20 protein-coding genes are annotated in these 22456 nt (G+C 56.3%); 4 read left to right on the top strand and 16 right to left on the bottom strand.

Features of this window, described 5'->3' with window-relative positions; all coding sequences use genetic code 11:
* Positions 1 to 15 precede the first annotated feature (15 nt).
* From ABNS66_RS09475 to fabV, 11 genes are all read right to left on the bottom strand, one after another.
* Positions 16 to 771, bottom strand: a complete 756-nt coding sequence (locus tag ABNS66_RS09475) for an enoyl-CoA hydratase family protein (RefSeq protein WP_286838987.1) — start codon at positions 769 to 771, stop codon at positions 16 to 18.
* Entirely contained in the window at positions 771 to 1838 is a 1068-nt protein-coding gene (locus tag ABNS66_RS09470; protein WP_286694738.1) for a nitronate monooxygenase, read from the bottom strand. The genes ABNS66_RS09475 and ABNS66_RS09470 overlap by 1 nt, the downstream gene beginning before the upstream one ends.
* Before the next feature lie 75 nt (positions 1839 to 1913).
* Positions 1914 to 2717 carry a ketoacid CoA transferase gene (locus ABNS66_RS09465; RefSeq protein ID WP_204996876.1) on the bottom strand — a complete coding sequence of 268 codons (804 nt, stop codon included), beginning with the start codon at positions 2715 to 2717 and terminating at the stop codon, positions 1914 to 1916.
* A 21-nt stretch (positions 2718 to 2738) separates the two neighbouring features.
* A complete protein-coding gene (locus tag ABNS66_RS09460) occupies positions 2739 to 3614 on the bottom strand; it encodes a CoA-transferase (protein WP_286694736.1) in 876 nt (291 codons plus the stop codon).
* A 137-nt stretch (positions 3615 to 3751) separates the two neighbouring features.
* Positions 3752 to 4243 (bottom strand): Lrp/AsnC family transcriptional regulator, encoded by a 492-nt coding sequence (locus ABNS66_RS09455; RefSeq protein ID WP_204996875.1) that lies wholly within the window; start codon positions 4241 to 4243, stop codon positions 3752 to 3754.
* 3 nt (positions 4244 to 4246) lie between these two features.
* On the bottom strand, positions 4247 to 4759 hold the full coding sequence (locus tag ABNS66_RS09450) for an Lrp/AsnC family transcriptional regulator (RefSeq protein ID WP_286694735.1): 513 nt from the start codon (positions 4757 to 4759) through the stop codon (positions 4247 to 4249).
* A complete protein-coding gene (locus ABNS66_RS09445) occupies positions 4756 to 6408 on the bottom strand; it encodes a FadD3 family acyl-CoA ligase (RefSeq protein WP_286838991.1) in 1653 nt (550 codons plus the stop codon). Before ABNS66_RS09445 ends, ABNS66_RS09450 begins: the two co-directional genes overlap by 4 nt.
* Positions 6409 to 6540: 132 nt before the next feature.
* A complete protein-coding gene (ald, locus tag ABNS66_RS09440; RefSeq protein WP_286838993.1) occupies positions 6541 to 7650 on the bottom strand; it encodes an alanine dehydrogenase in 1110 nt (369 codons plus the stop codon).
* A 113-nt stretch (positions 7651 to 7763) separates the two neighbouring features.
* Complete coding sequence (locus ABNS66_RS09435; RefSeq protein WP_286838996.1) at positions 7764 to 8597, bottom strand: MBL fold metallo-hydrolase; 834 nt, start codon at positions 8595 to 8597, stop codon at positions 7764 to 7766.
* A 52-nt stretch (positions 8598 to 8649) separates the two neighbouring features.
* The gene (locus ABNS66_RS09430; protein WP_204996873.1) at positions 8650 to 10032 is read right to left on the bottom strand and encodes an MATE family efflux transporter; all 1383 of its coding nucleotides are present in this window, start codon (positions 10030 to 10032) and stop codon (positions 8650 to 8652) included.
* A 134-nt stretch (positions 10033 to 10166) separates the two neighbouring features.
* A complete protein-coding gene (gene fabV, locus ABNS66_RS09425; protein WP_286838998.1) occupies positions 10167 to 11357 on the bottom strand; it encodes an enoyl-ACP reductase FabV in 1191 nt (396 codons plus the stop codon).
* Between the two features lie 336 nt (positions 11358 to 11693).
* On the opposite strand from fabV, the gene ABNS66_RS09420 reads away from it, so the two are divergent.
* From ABNS66_RS09420 to ABNS66_RS09405, 4 genes are all read left to right on the top strand, one after another.
* Positions 11694 to 14165, top strand: a complete 2472-nt coding sequence (locus ABNS66_RS09420) for a TonB-dependent receptor (protein WP_286694730.1) — start codon at positions 11694 to 11696, stop codon at positions 14163 to 14165.
* 178 nt (positions 14166 to 14343) lie between these two features.
* Entirely contained in the window at positions 14344 to 15834 is a 1491-nt protein-coding gene (locus tag ABNS66_RS09415) for an FAD-dependent oxidoreductase (RefSeq protein ID WP_286694729.1), read from the top strand.
* Positions 15835 to 15945: 111 nt separating this feature from the next.
* The gene (locus tag ABNS66_RS09410) at positions 15946 to 17727 is read left to right on the top strand and encodes a CHASE domain-containing protein (RefSeq protein WP_286839000.1); all 1782 of its coding nucleotides are present in this window, start codon (positions 15946 to 15948) and stop codon (positions 17725 to 17727) included.
* 11 nt (positions 17728 to 17738) lie between these two features.
* Positions 17739 to 18137: a response regulator gene (locus ABNS66_RS09405; protein ID WP_204996868.1), complete on the top strand. Its 399-nt coding sequence runs from the start codon at positions 17739 to 17741 to the stop codon at positions 18135 to 18137.
* A gap of 28 nt (positions 18138 to 18165) precedes the next feature.
* Here ABNS66_RS09405 and pbpG read toward each other — a convergent pair whose 3' ends face one another.
* The 5 genes from pbpG to ABNS66_RS09380 form a co-directional block, all read right to left on the bottom strand.
* Positions 18166 to 19074 carry a D-alanyl-D-alanine endopeptidase gene (gene pbpG, locus ABNS66_RS09400; RefSeq protein ID WP_204996867.1) on the bottom strand — a complete coding sequence of 303 codons (909 nt, stop codon included), beginning with the start codon at positions 19072 to 19074 and terminating at the stop codon, positions 18166 to 18168.
* Positions 19075 to 19210: 136 nt separating this feature from the next.
* The gene (locus ABNS66_RS09395; protein WP_286694726.1) at positions 19211 to 19609 is read right to left on the bottom strand and encodes a hypothetical protein; all 399 of its coding nucleotides are present in this window, start codon (positions 19607 to 19609) and stop codon (positions 19211 to 19213) included.
* Positions 19610 to 19614: 5 nt separating this feature from the next.
* Positions 19615 to 20076 carry a ribosomal protein S18-alanine N-acetyltransferase gene (gene rimI / locus ABNS66_RS09390; protein ID WP_286839003.1) on the bottom strand — a complete coding sequence of 154 codons (462 nt, stop codon included), beginning with the start codon at positions 20074 to 20076 and terminating at the stop codon, positions 19615 to 19617.
* Entirely contained in the window at positions 20069 to 20818 is a 750-nt protein-coding gene (locus ABNS66_RS09385) for a hypothetical protein (protein ID WP_286839004.1), read from the bottom strand. Before ABNS66_RS09385 ends, rimI begins: the two co-directional genes overlap by 8 nt.
* Positions 20818 to 22365, bottom strand: a complete 1548-nt coding sequence (locus tag ABNS66_RS09380; RefSeq protein ID WP_204996863.1) for a 2-isopropylmalate synthase — start codon at positions 22363 to 22365, stop codon at positions 20818 to 20820. The genes ABNS66_RS09385 and ABNS66_RS09380 overlap by 1 nt, the downstream gene beginning before the upstream one ends.
* Positions 22366 to 22456: the final 91 nt, after the last annotated feature.

Below are 22456 nucleotides of genomic sequence, written 5' to 3'. Positions count from 1 at the left end.
GGTGCCCGCCGTTAATCAAAATTTGGCGTCGCGCTTTTCAACAAAGGCGTCTTTGGCTTCCTGCGAGTCTGGCTCGGCATAGGCCTCTTGTGTAAAGCCCTGCTCCCAGCGGTATTTGTCTTCCAGGTTGCCGTCTTCCACACCGTTGAGGGCTTCCTTGGCCAGCTCGATCATGCGCGGTGATTTCTCGGCTATTTTGTCGGCAATATCGCGGGCAGTTGCCATCAGTTGATCGCGGGGAACCACCCTTTCAATGGCGCCCAGGCGATAGGCCTCTTGCGCATCGATAGCCTCACCGGTGAAGTACATGTAGCGCACTTTCTGCACCGGGAACATGCGCTGTAAGTGAGCGCCGCCGCCCATTGCCCCGCGGTCAACTTCCGGTACGGCAAAGGTCGCACACTCCGATGCCACAATAATGTCGGCGGCACCACTGATACCAATACCACCACCAAGTACGAAGCCATGCAGCGCGACAATGACCGGCTTGCGGCAGCGGTGAATCGCTTTGAAGGTGTCGTAGTTACCCTTGTTGACGCGGGTAATCATGGCGGGGTTTGCCGCCAGCTCTTTGATATCAACACCGGCGCAAAAGCCGCGACCCTCAGCAGCGATAATCACTACGCGCACAGCGTCGTTGTCGCTCAGGGCATTGATCTCGGCAGCGATGGCCAGCCAGCCGTCACTGTCAAAGGCGTTAACCGGTGGCTTATTGAAGATTAGTTCAGCAACACCGCTGTCGCTGATGCTCAGGGTATATGGCTTGCTCATTATGCGTTCCCCATTTTTGCGAAGCGCGACTCGGCTTCGTCGACAATGCTGCGAATCAGGTCTTCACAACTCAGTAATTCATCGATAACACCTGCCACCTGGCCAGAGGGCAGCACGCCTTCGTCCGGGCGGCCATCGACCATGGCTTTTTGAATAATCATCGGTGCATTCGCCGCCATAATGGCCTGCGACTTAGTAATGTCGCCGCTGCTGGTCATGGCGAGCGCAGAACGCAGCAGGGAGGTCAGGCTGGCGCCGGTGAACTTGCGAAAGGCCAGACCATTGCGCAAGGCGATAATCAGTTTTTTCAGTGGCCCGGCTTTCTCCAGCTCGCTGAGGAAGTCGTTCAAAATCATGCGCTGTGGCAGTCCGTCGAGGGCTTCACTGCGAATGATGGCACCGGGGTCTTTGCAGGCGAGGTAGCGCTGCTTGGTCGCTTCGGGGACAGGGCTTTCTTTGGTCAACAAGAAGCGTGTTCCCATGGCGATGCCGTCAGCGCCATAGGCCAGTGCCGCCAGCAAACCGCGACCATCTTTAAAGCCGCCCGCCCCCAGGACCGGCACTTTGTCACCCACGGCGTCCACCACTTGTGGCAATAACAAGGTTGTGGGGATCGCGCCAGTGTGACCGCCACCCTCGCCGCCTTGAACGGCGACGGCATCAGCGCCCATCTCTACTGCCTTGATGGCGTGCTTGGGCAAACCAACGGTTGGCATGCAGACCACGCCAGCCTCTTTCAGGCGAGCAACCATCTCTTTACCTGGCGAGCGCGAGTAGCTCACCGCCTTAACGCCGTGCTTGATCACCAGATCAATAATCTCAGCGGCGTTGGGCTGATACATATGGAAGTTCACGCCGAAGTTCGCATCGGTTAGCGACTTCACTTCCAGAATATTGGCTTCCATTTGCTCAGGCGGAATGGTTGCCCCGGCCAGAAAACCAAAACCACCGGCATTGCCAGTGGCCGCAACCAGTTTCGGGTCGGCAACCCAGCCCATCGCGGTTTGGATAATGGGGTATTTACAGCCCAGTAATTCGGTAATGCGGGTATCGAGTAGCGTCGACATAAATAATTAGCTCTGCGTTGAATCGACAAAGCACCGACCTGCATTACAGGCCGGTGCTTGTTGCGCCTGGCCGTATTAGCCGCGAACGCCCGGAGGGTTATCCTTCAACTGCTTGGCGCGCAGGTTGTGCGGGTCAATGCGGCGGATAATGTCCAGTTGCTCTTCGGTGGGAGCCGGCGTTGTTGGAATAGACGCGGGAACATGCACCGGGAAGCCGGTATTTTCCTGAACCTCTTCCACGGTAACGCCGGGGTGAAGGCTAACGATCTGCATTTGGCGGTTGGGACCGCGGAAGTCGAACACGCCCAAGTTGGTGTAGACCTGACGCACATCGATCTCGTCGAAGCTGTAACCTTTAGGCAGACGATCCGGGTTGTAGCCAATGGTGCACACCACGTCGCACTCACCTTCTACAAACACGCGCTTGCTGTGCATGGGCACCAGGTAGCTGTTGGCGTGACAAATCGAGTTTCCGGGGAAACCACGCACACCCAACATTTGCACCTTGGGCTTGCTGTGATCGCCACCCAGCGCTGAGATGTTGGCCTGTGCGAAGCGGTCGATTTGGGTTGGCCCACCGGTCAGGTGACGGCGGCCGCTCCATACGTTGTCAAAAATGCGGGTAAAGCCCATCCAGGTTTCCGCCTTCGGCTGGAAGTCGGCGTCGCGTTTGCCGACGGGATTGGGCTCCGACAGCAACCACGCTTCGGAGTCAGTCATCATGATGTCGGTATTGCTGCTCAGCATGGCGAGGCTGGCGGCGATACGCGGCAGCACACCGATGCCGGTGACCAGGACTTCGCCGTCATTGTCATAAGCGCTGGCATTGGCACAAATCATCAGCTCGGCCAGGCTGTATTCTGTTGCAGGGGTAGTCATAACTAGAATTCCTCAGACCGATCAGTAAACAGGCAGCGGCAATTGACGGATGGCGTCGATGCCACCCACAGCTTGCTGGTATTCCGCTTCACTGCGACCCTTGATGTATTTGTCGAAGTAGGCTTCAAAGCCGCCCTCTTTCGCCGAGGCGTTGTACTCTTGGAAGTGCGGCACATCAAAGCCGTATTCAGGCGTGCAGGATGTTGGGTGAGCACCGCCGGCAACCGGAATAACCGCCGAGGTCATGGTGCGCTCCCAGAACACGTAACGCGCTTCGTCGCCCTGAGCAAAGTATTCGGTGTCGACCAGCTCTTCACAGCTGACGATGGTTTTGTCGGCCGCGCGCGCCATCCACTCGTCCATATACACATCGGGACCTTTGATCTGGCAAACGCCACGACGGTCCGCGCGGTCTACGTGCAGCAGCGCCGCATCGAGTTTCAGCGCAGGCATCGCCAGCCATTCTTTTTCATCGTAAGGGCTATCGACCAGTTTGATATCGGGATTGAGATTGACAACGTCGGTGCCCAGACCAATACGAGACGGGATGTAAGGACAACCCCACGCCGCCGCGCGCAGGCCCAGCAGCATCATGCCCTCGTCAATTTCCATCACCTCAATCTCGCCATTCTGACGAGCCTGGCGGAAATAGGGCTCCAGCGGAATAAAGTCCAGCGACACGAAGGCGAACACCACTTTTTTCACCTTACCGGCAGCACACAACATGCCGACATCTGCACCGCCATAGGCCACGATCGTCAGGTCTTTAAGATCAGACTTGAGAATCTCGCGAATCAGCGCCATTGGCTTACGACGCGGCCCCCAGCCGCCAATACCGATGGTCATGCCATCGCGTAGCTCGCCAACGAGCTCCTGCAAAGCCATTTCTTTATTCACGTCCACTCCTTAATACAAAGCGAGGTTTGCCGCTTGAGACAATCCGTCATACGCAGCTCTACTACGCATAACATTAGAAATTACAGCTTACCAATGAAAAAAACCTAAGCCATAAGCCAAATAGATTACGCAAAAACTTATTCTGACCCATTATCAGGCTCTGGGCCGACGATCCGGCTCATGCGGTAATCATGCTTAACAAAATTAACCCCCAACGAGCATTCGGTGCGCAGTACACCAGGCAGGCCGCTGATACGCCGGTGCAAGAAGGCCGCGAGCTCCGCGTGGTTCTGCACCAGCGTAATGGCGAGCAAGTCAAAGCGGCCCAACATCTTGCCGACAAAGCCGATTTCCGGCACCGCCGCCAACTGCTTGGCCAGCTCGTCGCACTGTGCGCTGCGCTCTACTTCCACCCAAATGTAAGCCAGTATGGGGTTTCGCAGCCGCGCGATGTTGGTCATTGCGGTGATGCGCACCAGGCCTTCGGCTTCCATGCGCTTGATGCGCGAGCGCACCGTGCCCTCGGTAATCCCGAGCTCTGCAGCAATTTTGCGGTTGCTGGTGCGGGCGTCATGGGCCAGGCCATCGAGAATTTTCAGATCGAGCTCATCTAGCTGTTTCTTCTGCATGGCCTAGTCCGCCTGCCCGAAGGGCACCCAATTTGACTGATTTTTGAGAACGTCCAGCGCGACGGATGGCTCCAGCTTTCTCACACCGGGCACGGCAGCCAGCTCACTGAGCAGCTTGTTTAGGTCTTCCTGGTCACGCGCCACCGCCAGTGCTTCAATATCCAGTGTGCCGACCACCTGGCACACGGAGAAAACCTGGGCAAAACTCGCTAAATCTTCTGCGACCTCATCGGCGGCGCGGCCCTCCACCTGGATACCGACCGCCAACATCATGCTGTAGCCCACCGCCTCGTAGTCGGTAACCGCAACGACCCGCAGGCTGTCGGCCTCCTCCATGCGACGCACCCGCGAGCGCACAGTGGCCTCGGTTAGACCGAGGTCGGCAGCAATCGCTTTGTAGGGCATGCGCCCGTCGCGGCGCAGCAAGGCCACAATACGAAAGTCCACCTCGTCCATGCCCTGGTTGGACTCATCCCCCGCCAGCGGCGGGATGGCACCATCGCTGCCAATATTCACGCCTGGGCCTCAATATGCTGGGCGGCCTGCGCAGCCAGTTCCGTTTTCAACACCTTGCCCGAGGCGTTCATTGGCAGGGCATCGACGAATGCCACGTAGTAAGGAAGTTTGTAGCGCGCCAATTGCTCAGCACAGAAGGCTTTTACCTGTTCAGCCGACAGCTCGCTGCCCGCGCGGCGCACAATAAAGGCCATACCCACTTCACCCTGTGGGGCCTTGGGTACACCGATGACGGCAGCCTGGGCGACGCCATCCAAACCGTAGAGCAGTTTTTCAACTTCCGCGGGATAGACGTTTTCACCGTTCATGATGTACATATCTTTTAAACGGTCGGTAATGCGCAGGTAGCCGCGCTCATCCATAACGCCAATATCGCCGGTGCGCAGCCAGCCATCGCTGGTGATGGCATCGGCGGTCGCCTCGGGCATATCGAAGTAGCCTTGCATAACGTTGTAGCCCCGCAACCACACCTCGCCCTCTTCGCCGGCAGCGCGCGCCTCACCGGTTTGCGGATCGGCGCATTTAAGCTCGACACCGGGCATCGCGCGGCCGCAGGTGTTGGCGATGGTCTCGGGGTCGTCATCGGGGCGGCAGATGGTCACCACCCCCGTCGACTCAGTGAGTCCGTAGGCGGTCACCACCGTTTCAAAACCCAGTTCGCTGCGCATGTCCTCTACCAGCTTTACGGGTACCGTCGCGGCGCCGGTTACGCCGAGGCGCAAGCTTGAGAAGTCATAATTACCCCGCTCGGGGTCGGCCAGTAGCATCTCGTAAAGTGAGGGAGCGCCGGGCAACATGCTGATGCGGTGGCGAGAAATTGCCTCCATAACCAGGCGGCGATCAAACTGCGCCATGGGGAAAATCGTGCACCCGCTAATCAGGGCTGCCAACCACCCGGCCTTGTAGCCAAAGGAGTGGAAGAAGGGATTGATAATCAGGTAGTTGTCGTCGGCGCGCAGGCCAACGGTGTCGCTCCAGGTGGCAAATACGCGAATGTTTTGTTCGTGACTACACAGGACGCCCTTGGGCTTGCCGGTGGTACCCGAGGTAAACAGCATGTCGGCACTGTCTTCGGGATTAATCGCGCGCTCCAGCGCAATGAAGGCAGCGTCGTCGGCTTCGCTGGCCTTCGCCATAAATGCCGCCCACCCCAACTGATCCGCGCTGTCGCCGTCGCTGTCCAGTCGAACACTGTGGCGCAAGGCTGGCAGGCTTTCGCTCTTCACCACCTCGGCGGGAACTGCCCCCTCCAACGCACCGACAGTCAGCAATACACTCACTCCGGCCCGCGCGAGAATATCGGCAGCCTCGGGGCCCTGCAGACGGGTATTAAGAGGCACCAACACAGCACCTACTGACTGCAAGCCCAGCGCGGCAATAATCCAACGCGCGCTATTCGGCGCCCAAATAGCTACCCGGTCACCCGACTGAACCCCCAGCGCCATGAACGCGCGACCGGCACTGCGACGAAGATCATTGAGTTGCCGATAACTGAGCACCTCGTCGTCTGCCTGTATTGCCGTTTTTGCACCGTACTGCTGAGCGGCCCACCCCATCAAACGGGGGACAGTCAGCGGCGGCAAGGTGAGATCAGCAAGCTGATCAGCGCGGCCAGAAGCATTGGCAGAAGGCGATTTAGACGATGGCATGTTCAAGCCCCTAAACATCGGCGAAAACATAGAGTCTAGAAGCAGAACCGCAATACAACAAGACTTTGCGTAGCATTATCTATTAAATACTACGCATAACACTGATAACTAATCCCTTCGGATGACGTTAACCTAGGCTGTGAGTGACGCCAGATCGGCCAGCGGACGCTGCTGCGCCTCGGCCACCGCCGGGCAGTAAACGGCACCACCGGCAATATTGATACCGTCGCGTATCCCCGGCGTTGCCGCAATGCTGGGCAAGTCACTGCTGGCGATGCGCTGCACATAGGGCAGCGTTGCCTGACTCAATGCCAGGCTCGCCGTTCGCGATACGGCACTGGGAATATTGGCGACGCAGTAATGGACAATACCCTGATCAATAAATGTGGGCTGCTGGTGACTGGTCGGACGACTGCTTTCAAAACAGCCGCCCTGATCGACCGCGACGTCGACCAATACCGCACCGGCATTCAGCAGTGGGAGATGGCTTCGCCTAAGTAGCTGCGGCGCTCGCGCGCCCGGCACCAAGGCCGCTCCAACCACCATATCGACATTGGGCAACACGGCCTCGCAATCGAGCTCGGCCAGTACCGCCAGGTGCGCACTGTTGTAATGAGCGGCCAACTGATCCCGGCGCTGTCGCTGCTCTTCAACCACCGCAACTGTTGCCCCCATTCCCAGCGCCACGTCGATGGCCTGGCTGCCCACAACACCCCCTCCGAGCACCAGCACTTTTGCCGGCGGCAGCCCGGCAACAGCCCCCAGCAATACGCCCCGACCGCCCTGCGCAGTTTCCAAACAGTGCGCCCCGGCCTGCACTGAGAGCCGCCCCGCAATTTCGCTCATTGGCTTTAGCAGGGGCAGCCGGCCCGCGTCGTCGGTAATCGTTTCATAGGCGATGGCCGTCACGCCGCTGGCAAGCAGGTCATCACATAGCGCAATATCGGGGGCGAGATGGAGATAACAGAACAAGCACTGGCCCGCGCACAGCAGGTCAATTTCCCCAGGCTGGGGCTCCTTCACTTTGACGATAAGCGCCGCTTGCGCGTAGACCTCTTCAGCGCCTGACAACAAGCTAGCACCGGCTTGCCGATATTCGTCATCCAGATAGCCCGATCCCTGACCTGCGCCCTCTTCAACAACGACTTGGTGACCCTGCTCAGTGAGCTGACGCACCGCGCTGGGCGTCAAACCCACACGATATTCCTGCGCTTTTTGCTCTTTTGGCACGCCGATACGCATATCGATCTCCCGTTACACCGCACAAAGGGCAGCTTTCTCACAGGAAATATGGCTGATATCTACAAGATTACCAATTTGGTGAACGGGCAACGGCTCTATCGCGGTTTACGGATTTACACGCGCTGCCATAGACCGTCGCGCTCTATCGCTTCGCCGTCTTTTTGCAATTTCAACAGATGGGCCCACAGCGAGAGCTGGGCTATGGGGTGCAGGGCAGGGTCAACATCGTCGTAGGCGTGTACCACCAGGCCATCCAGCGACTGGGGGCGTTGCTGCGACTCAAGTGTTTGGCGCACTTTGTGCTCTCGCCCCAGGCGGTGTTTTATCAGCGCCTCGATTTCCGCGCGGGGCTCGTCAATAAGACGGCCGTGCCCAGGCGCCAGGGCCTGAAGCGGGTATTCCAGCATGCGTTCGAGCGACGCAATGTAATCGGCCATATCGCCAGCGGGAGGGATGATCACCACCGTCGCCCCCTCCATAATATGGTCGCCGGTAAACAGCAGGCCACTGGGCTCATGGAGAAAGCAAAAGTGATTGTCGACATGCCCGGGGGTATGCACGGCGATTAAGCGCTCACCGTCGACATCAATATCATGCTCGTGCTGCAGCTCAATGTGTGGCGAAAAGCTCGTGTCCTGATGACCATCATCAGCAATGGCCCGTCCAAGCAGCGGCACATCGTAACGCTCTGCCAGCATGGCCGCCGCGGGAGAGTGGTCCGGATGGGTGTGGGTCACAACAATTTGCGTAAGCTCGCCGCCAATTTGGCGCAAAGCGGCCTCCAGAGCCTCCACATGCTCGACCATTGGCGGCCCCGGATCGAGCAGGGTTATACGGCGACGGCCAAGTAAGTAGCTATTGGTGCCGGGGCCGGTCATTACGCCGGGGTTTGGCGCGATCACTCGGTGTACCGTCGGTCGCAATTGCTCGAGAATTCCACTTTGCATTGTCTGTGCTCCGCCTTTCACGCTACAAGTGTGTCGATTTCGCAGCGGGCCGTCAAAGCAGAGGCGCTTTGTTGTGCGCCGCCTGCAGTGGACTGCGCAAGCGCCATAGCAACCTCGCGCCCAGCAACAGCGCTGAGCAACTCAGCCCGGCACACAAGCCCAACCAGTAGCCGCTTGGCCCCATCGGCGACAGCTGCCACTGCCCGGTTGCCAGCACATAGCCCACCGGCAAACCCACGCCCCAATAGGCAAATAGCGTGAGCAACATCGGCACTCGGGTATCTTCAAAACCGCGCAGGCAGCCATTGGCAGTCACTTGTAGAGCGTCTGAAACTTGATACAGCGCGGCGAACAGCAGCAGATAACTGGCCAGCGCAATAACCTCTGCGTTGTCGGTGTAGATGCGGGGAATCCACTGCCGCGTCAGCACCAGCAAGCTCGCCGCCGCAAAACCGATAAATAGCGTAATGCGAAAGGCGACGTTTATCGCGGTGCGCAGCGCTTGTTCGTCCTCGCGACCGCGCGCATGGCCGATGCGCGCCGTTGCCGCCAGGGCAAAACTGAGCGGCAGCATAAAGACCAGCGAGGTGAAATTCAGGGTCAGTTGATGGCCCGCCACGATGATGGGGCCGGACTGGCTGAGCAACAAGGCTATCACCGCAAAAATGCTGACTTCAAAAAATATCGCCAAGGCCACAGGCAAGCCCAAGCCAAATAAGTACCTCAGGGTCGCCGGTTCCAGCCGCCACGGGCTCAGTTTGAAGCGGTCATCGGAGTTTGCATAACTGGGATGGCGCAATACGTAAAAAATCATCAGCGCCGCCATCAGCCACATCACCACCGCCGTGGCCCACCCGCAGCCAACTCCGCCCATTGCGGGAAAACCCAATTTGCCGTAGATCAGCACGTAGTTCACCGGGATATTGACGAGCAACCCTATCACGCTAATCCACAATACGGGCCGGGTGTCTCCCCTCGCCTCGGTGTAACTGCGCAGCGCCAATACCACGGCAATGGCCGGCAAGCCCCAACTCAGGCCCCGCAGGTACTCTCGCACCATTGGACGCATCGTCTCATCAACATCCATCCAGGCCAGCACAGGGGCCGTGTTTCGCAACAGGAAAAAGGCCAGTACCCCAAATAGCAAACCCAGCATCACCGCCTGCTGCATAATCGGGCTCACCCGATGGTGCTGGCCTGCACCCATATGGCGAGCCAGCACCGAGGTCGTGCTCATTAGCAAGCCGGTCAGAAACAGAAATACCGGCACCCAGATACTGGCGCCAACTGCCACGGCGGCCAAGTCCAGTGCCGAGACGCGGCCGGCCATGACGGTGTCTACAAATCCGTTGGCAGACTGGGCCAACTGGCCACCAAAAATAGGCAGAGCAATACGCAGCTGGCTGCGTAATTCCTGTTGCTGGGAGGACGACATTGAGACTCTCGGTGGGACAGATTCGGCCTGCACTCTAACGCAGCCAACGCGGCGCCGCAAACCGCCCGAATCAATTTTTTCTTTACAAATAAAAACGGGAGCTAATGCTCCCGTTGCACGGCTAATTCAGCGGCTTACACCATGTTTTTTATCGCCACCACGGGGTCGACATCGGCGTCGTAATCCACGCCGTCGATATCAAAGCCAAACAACTTCAAAAATTCGTGCTTGTAGCCCGCAAAATCGGTGAGGTCGTGGAGGTTTTCTGTCGTCACCTGATCCCAGGCCTCAGCCACGGCTTGCTGAATCTCTTCACGCAGCTCCAGGCCATCTGCGCGCAGCCGGCCCTCGTCATCCAGCACCGGCGCATCGCTGTAAAGGCTGTTGCGAAACAGCCCGTATACCTGCTCGATACAACCTTCGTGACTGCCGTCGGCTTTCATCACTTTGAACAACAGTGACAAGTACAAAGGCATAATCGGAATCGCTGAGCTCGCCTGAGTCACCACCGCCTTCAACACTGAAACTCTCGCGTCGCCACCCTTGGCCGCCAAGCGCTGACGAATATCGACCACACGTTTATCCAGATCTTTTTTCGCCTGACCGATGGTGCCATGCCAATAGATATCCCAGGTGATGCGCTCACCGAGATAGGTGTAGGCAGTCGTCTTGGCGCCATCAGCAAGCACACCGGCCTCATCGAGGGCGTCGATCCACATCTGCCAATCTTCACCGCCCATCACGGCCACCGTGTTGTCGATGTCTTCCTGTGAAGCCTCGGGCAGCGTGACTGTTTCGATGACTTCTTTATCGGTGTTCACGCCGCGCTGGCTGACCGCCTTGCCGATGGGCTTCAAGGTCGAATTATAGATCTCACCGGTTTTGGGGTGCTGACGACGCGGCGCCGCCAAGCTGTACACCACGAGGTCAACCTGCCCCAGGTCTTCCTTTATTTGCGCGATGGTTTTTTGCTTTATTTCATCGGAGAAAGCGTCGCCATTGATGCTCTTGGCATACAACCCTTCGGCCTCGGCGAACTTGTGAAACGCCGCCGAGTTATACCAGCCTGCGGTGCCCGGCTTTTTCTCGGTGCCCTCTTTCTCGAAAAAGATACCCAGCGTGGCCGCCCCACTACCAAAGGCGGCACTGATCCGCGAGGCCAGGCCGTAGCCAGTGGAAGAACCGATCACCAGCACTTTTTTAGGGCCGTTTTCGATAGCCCCCTGCGCCTTCACATAGTCAATTTGTTCGCGAACATTCGCCTCACAGCCTACGGGGTGAGTGGTTACACACATAAAGCCGCGCACACGGGGTTTAATGATCATTCGCTGTCCTGCTCCATCGTTATTAGCCCTGAATTGTGGGGCATTATACGGCCTGCTTTAGTCGGCGACTAATATGCACTGTCAACTTTGAAAGCCCCACTGGCTAGGGCGACAACGAGCACAATTTTTCTAGCCAATGACCGCGGCACATAATCGTTTCAGACTACCCAGCTACCGGGAAACGCTGTGCTATGATTCCTCTCATAAAAGTAACAATAGTGTAACTAATTGCACAAAATCTGCTTTATGCGCAATAAGAAATAACCATAATTCCGAATAATCAAGGGAAACTACGCAGTCGCAATCGCATTGCGTCTTACAAAAAAAGGGTGATATATGAAAGTCAGTAAGCTTAAATCCCTCGCTGCACTGGGCGGGCTGGGCTTGTCGGCGTTTGCGCCATCGCTATACGCACAAGCCGCGCTTGAGGAAGTTATTGTAACGGCTCAAAAGAAAGCTGAGTCACTGCAGGACACGCCTATCTCATTGACCGCGTTCAGCGAAGACCGCCTCGAAGTTGAAGGCATCAGCAGCCTGGGCGACATCGGCTCTAAGGTTCCAAGCCTGACCATTGAACCCTTCCCAATCAATAATGCCACACTGCGTATCTTTATTCGCGGTATTGGTATTTCAGACGCGCAAATCACCCAGGATCCACCGGTTGGTATTTATGTAGACGGCGTCTATATCGCCCGCTCAACAGGTACCGCACTGGATGTAGCGGATCTGCAACGTATCGAAATTCTGCGCGGCCCGCAGGGCACTCTTTATGGCCGCAACACCACAGGTGGCGCGATCAACCTGGTGACCAAGAAGCCCACCACTGAAGGCATCGAGTTTAAGCAGAAATTCACCGCAGGTAACCGCAACCTGTTTACATCAAAGAGCACCCTGAACCTGCCACTTAGCGATACCATCGCAGTGAAGTTGGCGGCGATGCGCACGATGCAGGATGGCCACATTGAAAACACCGGCCCCGGCGGCGACTTTGGTGACCGCGACGTAGAGGGCTACCGCGTCGATCTGCGTTGGGATATCACTGACTCACTGGCAATGGACTTTGCCTACGACAAGTCGGATTTCGACTACTATAACACGCAGTATCAGCACGTTCGTCCGCGTACACCGATCCCTGGCAGCCAGGCTGACTTAGTATCGGCAGGCCAAAAAGCGAGCTATTCGGATTCTCGCCAGAAGCGCGTCGGTACGGTAATGCCTTTCGAGCCTTCAACCACCGATATTGAAGGCTTCGCGTTCACGCTGACCAAAGACTTTGAAAACACCCAAGTGAAGTACATCGGCGCCTACCGCGAGCTGTTCGATAAGTCCTATGCCGACCTCGGTGGCGGTGTACCCCTGGAGCCAGGTGAAAGCCCACATGGCGACAATTCTGAAAGTAAAGATATCTTCCGCCTGGACTCGAACGAGTACTGCGGCGCGGCCGCAGAAGCGGTAATGGGAGCAGGCCAATGCTTGCCACTGGTCTACCCCAAGGTAAACCAGGAGCAGTACTCTCACGAATTGCAGATCAGCGGCGACCTGTTTGAAAGCCGCGTAAACTATATTGTTGGCGCCTACTACTTCCACGAAGAAGCAACTGAAGATAACGGCCCACTTCACCACCAGCTGAGTGGCCCAATCAATATCGACATCCCGGTCATCGGCGGCCTGCTTAGCAGCACCCGCGCAGTAAACATGCTTAGCCAGGTTTACGATATTGAAAACGAAGCGGCGGCGGTGTTTGGCCAATTCACCTGGACACCGAATATTCTGGACGACCGTCTGCACTTGACCTTCGGTGCACGTCGCTCCGAGGATAAGCGCTCTACCGTTAAATTCCAGATCGACCGCACTTACGCAGAAACCCCCGTCGGCCCCATCGATGTTTCGTTTGCACAGTGTGGCGGCGACATTACCAATGGCACATGCCGCGATTTTGACAACATTCCTGCGTCTCAGGACTTCAGTAACGACTCATTCAGCTTTGTTGCCGAATACGACCTGACTGACGACATCAACATCTACGCCAAACGTGTAGAGGCCTACAAGTCTGGTGGTTTTAACACCCGTGACCCGCAGCAGGACGGTAACCAAGGCCCTGCGACTGACGGCAACGACTACGGCTTTGGCTACGCTGATGGCTTCGACGCTGAGTACGTGACCTCCTACGAGCTGGGTATTAAAAGCGAGCTGATGGATCGCCGCCTGCGTATCAACGCCGATGTATTCTTCAGTGAATACGAGGACATGCAGCTGAACTTCATCCTGGCGGGCACAGTGGCAGATACTAAGGTCACTAACGCTGGTGAAGCAGAAATGTTCGGCTTTGAGGCTGACGTGACCTTCCTGGCCACAGAAAACTTGTTGATGATGTTGAACTACGCCTACCTCGACACCGAGGTTACCAAGGCCACTGACATCAATGGCAACGACGCCTCTGACCAGTTCGTGTTCTTCTCAGCACCGGAGCACAGCTTCACTGCCTCGGCTGACTACACGCTGCTGCAAGCCGACTGGGGCCGCACCAGCCTGAACGTCAGCGTGAACTACATGGACGAGCGCAACGGCGGCTCGCGTGCTGAAAACGTTAAAAACACGCAGCTGCGTCAGTACGAGCTGGTTAACGCTCGTCTTAGCCTGACCGACGTTCCCTTTGCTGGCGGCCGCCTCGCTGCGGGCCTGTGGGCGAAGAACCTGCTGGATGAAGAGTACGAGCTGACAGCGGTCGACAACCTGCCTCAGGCAGACCGCTCGGTAATTTGGGGTGAGCCCCGTACCTACGGTATCGACATCTTCTATGAGTACTAAGTAATTGGTCTTATTTGGGCTGCTTATGCAGCCCTTTTTTTTGCCTGCAACATGCAGAAAAGTCATCGCCAGCAACATTAAACCCTGGAAACGCAAGCACTAGGCGGTTGCCGAAAAAGGCGAAAAACAGTAGATTAGACGCAGTTTTTAATACAGACATATTAAAAGAGTCACCACTATGAGCGATAAAGATAAAAGCAGCCCCAGCAACCCCCTCCGCGCCAGCGATGTGAGCAACTGGGATATTGAAACAGATGTAGCCATTGTCGGCTTCGGCGGCGCAGGTGCTTGCGCGGCGATTGAAGCAGCCGATGCAGGCGCCTCGGTCGCCCTGTTTGAGTTAGCCAGTGCCAGCGGTGGCTCCACGGCACTCTCAAGCGCTGAGATTTACATGGGTGGCAATGGCGGTACGCCGGTTCAGAAAGCCTGTGGCTACGAAGACGACACTGACAATATGCTGAGCTATCTGCGCGCATGCTTTGGCAATCAGGCCGATGACGCGAAATTACAGCACTACTGTGAAAACAGCATCAAGCACTATGAATGGCTTACCGGCATGGGCGTTCCCTTCAAAATGAGCGAGCTAAAAGAGCGCGCCATTATGGCCCTGACCGATGACTGCCTGCTGTTTACCGGCAATGAAAAAGCCTACCCCTTCTACGAGCAGGCAAAACCCGTGCCCCGCGGACACAACCTTGAAGTAGAGGGCGACAACGGCGGCCCGCTGCTGATGAAAATTCTTACTGACGCGGTGGAACAGCGCCCGGCGATTAACGTTCATTACGAAGCACGGGCATTGACCTTGGTTCAAAGCGATGAAGGCGAAGTCGTTGGCATCGTGGTGCGCATCAACCAGAAAGAGCAGTACGTGCGAGCGACTAAAGGCGTAATCCTCTGTGCCGGCGGGTTCTGCATGAATGAAGACATGCTGCGCCAATATGCTCCCCAGTTTGACTGCGGCCTGACACCAATCGGCAATCCCGGTGACACCGGCAGCGGCATCCGTATGGGCATGGGTGCAGGTGCAGCGGTCACCAATATGCACGAGTGCTTTGTCAGCCTCCCATACTACCCACCGTCGTCACTGACTTACGGCATTTTGGTCAACGATAAGGGCCAGCGCTTTATCAACGAAGACTGCTATCACGGCCGCGTTGGCTATAACGCTTTGCTTCAGCAGCAAAATTCAAAGCGTATCTACCTGATCACCGACGTTGACGGCTACGGCGACTACGAAAAGATGAGCTACCTCGGTGCCCAAGTTGCCGGCACCGGTGAAAGCATTGCCGAGCTTGAACAGGAACTGGAATTGCCCGAGGGCAGCTTGCAGCACAGCCTGGATACCTACAACCAAAATGCAGAGCGCGGAGAAGACCCCCTATTCCATAAATCAGAGGCCTGGCTGCGGCCAATTCAAGCGCCTTACGTTGCCCTGGACTGCACTCTGGGGCGCGGCCCCTTCTACCCATTCTTCACACTCGGTGGACTGGAGAGCTTACCGACCGGAGAAGTACTGAACGGCGACAAAGAGGTCATTCCCGGCCTTTATGCTGCCGGCCGCACCACTGCGGGTATTCCACGAACAGCGGCGGGTTACGCCAGTGGCATGTCAGTGGGTGACGCAACGTTCTTTGGTCGCATGGCCGGCAAGCAAGCCGCTCTTCGTTAAATTCAGCGGCAAAACCACTAACCCCTGCCTCGGAAACTACCTACGTTTTCGAGGCAGGCCTGCCACACCATTTGTGTTAGCGTAGCAACTAAACATAATTACACGTTTGCTATGTCCAGCACGACAACTGAACAACAAGAGCTAGCCGACGAACGGCGCAGTATCGAACGCTCAGGTCGCTTACACGGTGCGCACTGGAGTGTGCTGGCACTTTCGCTCGTGCTCACTTTTTTTGTTTGGCAATACGCTGAGCGCCAAGCACAGGACAAGCGCGAAAGCCGCTTCCAACGCTACAGCTCCCAGGTTGCTGGCCTGATTCAGGAACGGCTCCACAAGTACGAAGATGCCCTCTGGGCAGGTGTCGCTGCTAAGCACTCCCATAGTCAAGCGGTCGACCTGGCAACGTGGCGGCGCTTCTCCTCGGCCTTACACATTAGCGATAAATATCCGGGTATTAATGGCATTGGTGTTATCGACTATGTGCCTCGGCAGCAGTTAGACGACTACCTTGCTACGCACCGACGGGACCGCCCGGCATATAAGGTGCACCCGCAGCACACACTACCCTTTTTGCTGCCCATCACCTTTATCATGCCGGAAGATAAAAATGCCGCAGCCATTGGCCTCGATGTCGCCCATGAGGCTAACCGATTGCGCGCCGCACTTAACGCCCGAGACAGCGGCAAGGCACAAATTACCGGCCCCATCGTACTGGTTCAGGACGCTAATAAAACGCCGGGGTTTCTTTTCTACGCGCCATTTTATCGCCAACACAGTGAAACATTAGAGGAGCGCCGCGCCAATTTCGCAGGCATGGTCTACGCGCCTTTTGTGGTCGCTGAACTGATGCGCGGGACACTGGAACAGCAACAACGGGATATATTTTTACGTATTTCTGATGGCGATACCGTGCTATACGATGAGTTCCCTGACAACCATGAGGCACAGGGCCTGTTCGCCGAATACAAGCTGAATATCTACGGCCGTGAATGGCAGGTCGCGACGGCCAGCAGCCCAAGTTTCTGGCGTAATACTGACGATTCGCAGCCCAAGATCATCCTGGTCTGCGCCCTGGTTATTGATGCCATGCTCCTGCTGCTGTTTATCAGTCTGAGCCGCGCTCACCGCCGCAGTTTTAATTTTGCGCAGCGCATGTTGGCCAACTCAGAGAAAAATGCCGCCGCCCTGACCCAGACCATTGATAAGCTGGAGCAAAGCAATCACCAACTGGAACGCTTTGCGTTTATTGCCTCACACGACCTGCGTGAGCCGCTGAGAAGCCTGGGAAATTACAGCGAGCTGCTCAAAAATGATGATGGCAGTATGACAGACGAGCAGCGCGGCAAGGCCATCGACTTTATACAGGCAGCTGCTACGCGCATGGAAGAGCTTCTCACCGCCCTACTCAACTACAGCCGCATAGACTTCAGCTACCAAGCCGAAACGGTAGATTGCACTGAATTGCTCGCCGAATTGCGCGATGATCTCGGCCGGCAACTAGCGGACGGTCAAGTAGATATTCGCGTTGGAGCAATGCCGACCATTCAGGTTGGGCGCAATGAGATCCGCCAGCTTTTACAAAACCTGATTACCAATGCGATAAAATTCCGCGCAAACGACAGGGCCGCACAAGTAGAGATCGAGTGCACCGAAAAAGAGAGTACATGGTTATTCAGTGTTTGCGATAACGGTATTGGTATAGACAGCGCGCATCAGAATGCTATCTTTGATGTATTCAAACGACTACACCGACACGAAGATATCCCCGGCAGCGGCATTGGCTTGGCCAGCTGCAAAAAACTTTCAAAACTGATGGGCGGCGAAATTTGGGTGGAAAGCGAGGTCGGAAAAGGTAGCTGTTTCTATTTCACCGTACCGAAGGGCGAAAAATAATGAGTCCGAGTGTGAATTCCATACTGTTGATCGATGACAGCGACGCCGACAATTACTACCACCAGTTATTACTGGAGCAGGCCGGTATAGCGACGCAGATCACCGCTTGCACCTCGGCATTAAGCGCCCTCGACTACCTGATTGCCGCCTTGGATGGCGAGCACCCCATGCCGGACATCATCTTCCTGGATATCAACATCCCCTCGGTCGACGGCTGGGAATTTCTCAATCACTACAGCCGCTGTCTGACCAAGGAGCAGCGAACAGCGGATATTTACATGCTGTCAACGTCGACCGACCCGAAAGACCGTGAGCGTGCAGAAGCGCACCCGCTGATTGAAGGCTACATCAGCAAACCGCTACAAAAAGATTGGTTGGACGGCCTCACTCAGCAGCTCGAACCGTCCTAATTACCGAGAAATCACCGAAGCGCCAGCCCTAACGCAGACTTGCCGTTGCTTGCTTAGCCATATAGCCCGCCAGTTTATTACGCTGATAGCTCAGCGCTGACGATGCCACGCGGCCACTCTCACCACTTTCAATCCAGCGCTTGATCCGGCCTGCATCCCCCACCGGGCTACTCTTACCGAATGAATCCAGCATTACCATGACGACCGGGCGATCATCCACTTCGGTTTTCATTACCAGACAGCGTCCCGCCAGATCTAAGTAACCGGTCTTACTCACTTCGGCCTGCCAGCGCTCATAGCGCAGCAAAGGGTTCGTGTTGACGTAAGCCAGACGGTATTGCGGACGGCTAAAATTTGCCGTGTGAACGGGCGTTGTGGAATATTCTTTGATTTCGGGATACTCGGCAGCAGCAGCCACCATTTTTGCGAGATCAAGCGCCGTCGAGGTATTTTTAGGCGACAGGCCGCTACTGTCGACGAACCGTGTGTTCTTCATCCCCAATTCAGCGGCCTTAGCGTTCATCGCCGCTACGAATTGCCGCTCCCCACCCGGATAATTATTCGCCAACGCTGCTGCAGCAAGGTTTTCGGAGGACATTAAGGCAAGCCTCAGCAGTTCACCTCTGGGGAGCTCTGAGCCAACGCGAATACGGGAGAAGTAGTAATTGATCGCCCGACGATCTACGTCGCTGAAGCGAATTTTTTCATTTAGGGGCTGAGCACTATCAAGGATGACCATCGCCGTCATCACCTTGGTCAGCGATGCGATCGGCATGCGAAGATTAGCGTGCTTTTGGAACAAGAGCTCGCCGCTTTCCGCATCCATTGCCAATGCACTAACGGATGCCAGCTTTAATCGTTCCTGCGTGTTCCCAGCAAAAACACTACCGCTGAATATAATAAGTATGGCGGTGATGAGAGAACTCAAACTTCTCATAGACTTTGCCCTAACGTTTTTATTTAGCCAGACATTAGCACAGCTCAGGGGCCGCAACTGTGCGCGCTGTCGCCTTTCTTAACACAAACGCTAGGTTACAACAACTTCGCCAAGTGATTTTAAACCATTGGTATAGTTATGCTTTCAAACGAAGACTGTCCAGAATCTCGTCTACGGCGCCGCGATCCATGTCTCGATCCTCCATGGCGCAGGTATAAGTGACAAGCAGCAAATGATCCTCCGCCATCAGATACCATTCACGTATAAAGTCGCCTTGGTCTTCGCCAGCAAACTCCCAACCGCGCCACGCTTCACCAACCTCGACTCGCTCGCCATCACTCAGCGAGTGCCCCATTTCAGCGATCAGTCGCTCAAGCCCCTGTGGGTCGACCCTGCCGTCATCGGATTGCAGGTTGCTGAGGCAGATACAACCCAGCTCGTCTTCATCGAAGATTAAAATACTGTCGTCGTCACGTTCGCTGTGCCACTGCTCAGGCAACGCAATAAACCAAAAATCACTTTCGACTTCACGCATGGGAATTATCCTGTATACAAGGGCAACGGCGTCGACATGAGGATGGCATCTTCGCGACCGTTGGCCGAGGGGTAATAGTTTTTCCGGATACCGTCTTCGGTAAAACCCAAAGCCCGATACAAGGCACGCGCCGGAACGTTGGATTCACGCACCTCCAAAAAGCAGCGTTGGGCGCCTATTTGCTGCATCCACTCCAACCCGTCACAGAGGAGCTGTCGTCCAAGACCGCGACCGCGCTGTTTATTGCTAACGATAATATTGAGCAGACTGAGTTCGTCTAAAATCAGGGAAAACGCCGCAATCGCGATCAACCCGCTACCCTCGCGCAGCGCGAAGCAGTAATCGTCTCGCAGGCTGCGCCGCCAATTTTCATCTCGCCAGGGATAGGGGTCACTGTGGCGACTAAGCATTAGGCAGGCCGGCAAATCGACACTGCGTAGTTCAACGAAGTCGACCGTATTAGACACTTGCCTGAACAGCCCGTAATGCCGCCCATAACTCGGCTTTCGCGCCGGGGCGCGTCTGTAAAACCTCGACACTGGGGGCCTGAATCAGTTTCGCAGAATGCGCGGCCAGATAGTCGCCATCGACATAGGGGCGCAATGAATCCCCAAACACAACAACCACGTTCGCGGTGACAGTGCTGCCACGCTGCGCAATAAGGTAGGCACTCAGCGCCTCGCGCGCTTCTTCTTCGCCCGTTAGCAAGCCCGGCACTGTCACAATAGGCCAATCAAACACGGTGGCCGATAGCGACAGTTGCTGCTCACGCTGCCAGTGCCGCGCCATCGCTCGGGCAATATTGGCGACAAGCCGTTTACTGGCCGGTGATAGGTCCGAATTGCTGCAGTCAGCCAAGAACCGTATACCGATGCCACTGTCGACCAGGCTAGCAGTAAAACGCAGTGCGGTGCTGCGCTCAGTCTCGGCAGTCGCCGCCGTGGCAGAGCGCTTCTCAACCGGCTTCTCTGCCGGCGAATCTTTACTTGCAGTCAGCTCTCCCAGCGCACGGCGCGCAGACGCCGTATCGATATTCGGTGCCCCTGTTTCAAGTGGCTGCTTGGATTCAGCTACGGCATCGCGCGGCGGCTCAGGCGCCTGCGCGTATTCAGCACGAACACTGGGCTTGGCGCCCGGCAGACAAAAGCGCGGCACATAGAGCGGTAGCCCCATGGCCTTTAAGTAAGCATGCTGAAGCTCAGCGCTCACTACACGCCCTCGCGCTGGGGATGAGCACGGGCGCTGTCCAGCTCCAGCAGATTCAATGCGTCCAGATACGCTTTGACCGAAGCGACAATGATATCGGTATCCGCACCATTGCCATTGACGATACGGCCATTCTTGGCGAGACGCACCTGCACCTCACCTTGCGAGTCGGTGCCCTGAGTAATTGCATTAACTGAGTAAAGTTCCAGTTTTGCGCCGGAGTTTACCGCCGACTCAAGCGCTTTAAACGCCGCGTCGACAGGTCCGTCACCCTCTGCACTGACACTGTGAGATTCACCATCGATGCTCAATAAAATATCGGAGCGAGGCTTAAAGCCACTGCGCGACACCGCCTCCAAGGTTTGCAGCTGGTAGCGCTGCGGTTTATCACCAGGCTGCACGTCGCTCATTAACGCCTGCAGGTCCTCGTCGAAGATCTCGTGCTTCTTGTCCGCCAGTTCTTTAAAACGGGTGAAAGCGAGATCGAGCGCACCTTGATGAGCGACTTCTATGCCCAGCGCTTCAAGGCGCGCTTTGAAGGCAGCGCGGCCCGAATGCTTACCCAGGACCAGCTTGTTGGTGTGCCAACCCACATCCTGAGCGCGCATAATTTCATAGGTTTCGCGATGCTTCAGCACGCCATCTTGGTGAATACCCGACTCGTGGGCAAACGCATTGGCACCGACAATCGCCTTATTAGGCTGCACAGGAAAGCCCGTAATCGACGAGACTAACCGCGATGTCGGCACAATTTGCGTAGTGTCTATTCCCACATCAACCGGGAACACATCGCGCCGGGTGCGAACAGCCATAACGATTTCTTCAAGAGAGGCGTTACCCGCGCGCTCACCCAAGCCGTTGATGGTGCACTCCACCTGGCGAGCACCATTCATCACTGCCGATAACGAGTTGGCCACTGCCAGGCCCAAGTCATTGTGGCAGTGCACAGAAAATATGGCTTTGTCGGCGTTGGGAATGGTGGTTATTAAGCGCCGAATCAGCTCGCCATATTCACCGGGCTCACCATAACCCACGGTATCCGGCAGGTTGATCGTTGACGCACCGGCGTCGATGACCTGCTCGATAATTCGGCATAAAAAATCAAACTCGGAGCGAGACGCATCCTCGCAGGAAAACTCCACATCGCCAACGAGATTGCGTGCGTGCTTAACCGCCGATACAGCGCGCTCGACCACGTCATCTGGCTGCATCCGCAACTTATACTGCATGTGGATAGGCGAGGTTGCTATGAACGTGTGGATACGACCCTGCTTGGCCGGCTTCAATGCCTCGGCAGCGCGATCAATATCCTGCGCGCCCGCCCGTGACAAGCTGCATACCGTACTCTCACTCACGGCCTCTGCAACGGCTTTTACCGACTCAAAATCTCCGACACTGGCAATTGCAAAACCCGCCTCGATAACATCCACACCCATGCGCTCAAGCATCTTGGCAATGCGAACCTTCTCCTCTCGCGTCATTGACGCACCGGGGCTTTGCTCGCCGTCTCGCAAGGTTGTATCAAAAATTACCAGCCTGTCTTGTGCCACTCCGTGCTCCTTCTGCCACTGCACTGATGAGAATGGCCCAATTATAGACTTTGTGGACCATTACCGCGCCCCCAATTTAACACTCGCTGCG

Origin of the sequence: uncultured Spongiibacter sp. (assembly GCF_964011655.1) — a bacterium.
GTDB classification, from domain to species: Bacteria; Pseudomonadota; Gammaproteobacteria; order Pseudomonadales; family Spongiibacteraceae; genus Spongiibacter; species Spongiibacter marinus.
The sequence above is the reverse complement of the archived record's forward strand: the minus strand, read 5'-3'. Positions and strand labels throughout refer to the sequence as shown.

Coding starts and splice junctions, on each gene's coding strand:
- ABNS66_RS09475 (WP_286838987.1), bottom strand. CDS start 771: ATGAGCAAGCCATATACCCTGAGCATCAGCGACAGCGGTGTTGCTGAA.
- ABNS66_RS09470 (WP_286694738.1), bottom strand. CDS start 1,838: ATGTCGACGCTACTCGATACCCGCATTACCGAATTACTGGGCTGTAAA.
- ABNS66_RS09465 (WP_204996876.1), bottom strand. CDS start 2,717: ATGACTACCCCTGCAACAGAATACAGCCTGGCCGAGCTGATGATTTGT.
- ABNS66_RS09455 (WP_204996875.1), bottom strand. CDS start 4,243: ATGCAGAAGAAACAGCTAGATGAGCTCGATCTGAAAATTCTCGATGGC.
- ABNS66_RS09445 (WP_286838991.1), bottom strand. CDS start 6,408: ATGCCATCGTCTAAATCGCCTTCTGCCAATGCTTCTGGCCGCGCTGAT.
- ald (WP_286838993.1), bottom strand. CDS start 7,650: ATGCGTATCGGCGTGCCAAAAGAGCAAAAAGCGCAGGAATATCGTGTG.
- ABNS66_RS09435 (WP_286838996.1), bottom strand. CDS start 8,597: ATGCAAAGTGGAATTCTCGAGCAATTGCGACCGACGGTACACCGAGTG.
- ABNS66_RS09430 (WP_204996873.1), bottom strand. CDS start 10,032: ATGTCGTCCTCCCAGCAACAGGAATTACGCAGCCAGCTGCGTATTGCT.
- fabV (WP_286838998.1), bottom strand. CDS start 11,357: ATGATCATTAAACCCCGTGTGCGCGGCTTTATGTGTGTAACCACTCAC.
- ABNS66_RS09420 (WP_286694730.1), top strand. CDS start 11,694: ATGAAAGTCAGTAAGCTTAAATCCCTCGCTGCACTGGGCGGGCTGGGC.
- ABNS66_RS09415 (WP_286694729.1), top strand. CDS start 14,344: ATGAGCGATAAAGATAAAAGCAGCCCCAGCAACCCCCTCCGCGCCAGC.
- ABNS66_RS09410 (WP_286839000.1), top strand. CDS start 15,946: ATGTCCAGCACGACAACTGAACAACAAGAGCTAGCCGACGAACGGCGC.
- pbpG (WP_204996867.1), bottom strand. CDS start 19,074: ATGAGAAGTTTGAGTTCTCTCATCACCGCCATACTTATTATATTCAGC.
- ABNS66_RS09395 (WP_286694726.1), bottom strand. CDS start 19,609: ATGCGTGAAGTCGAAAGTGATTTTTGGTTTATTGCGTTGCCTGAGCAG.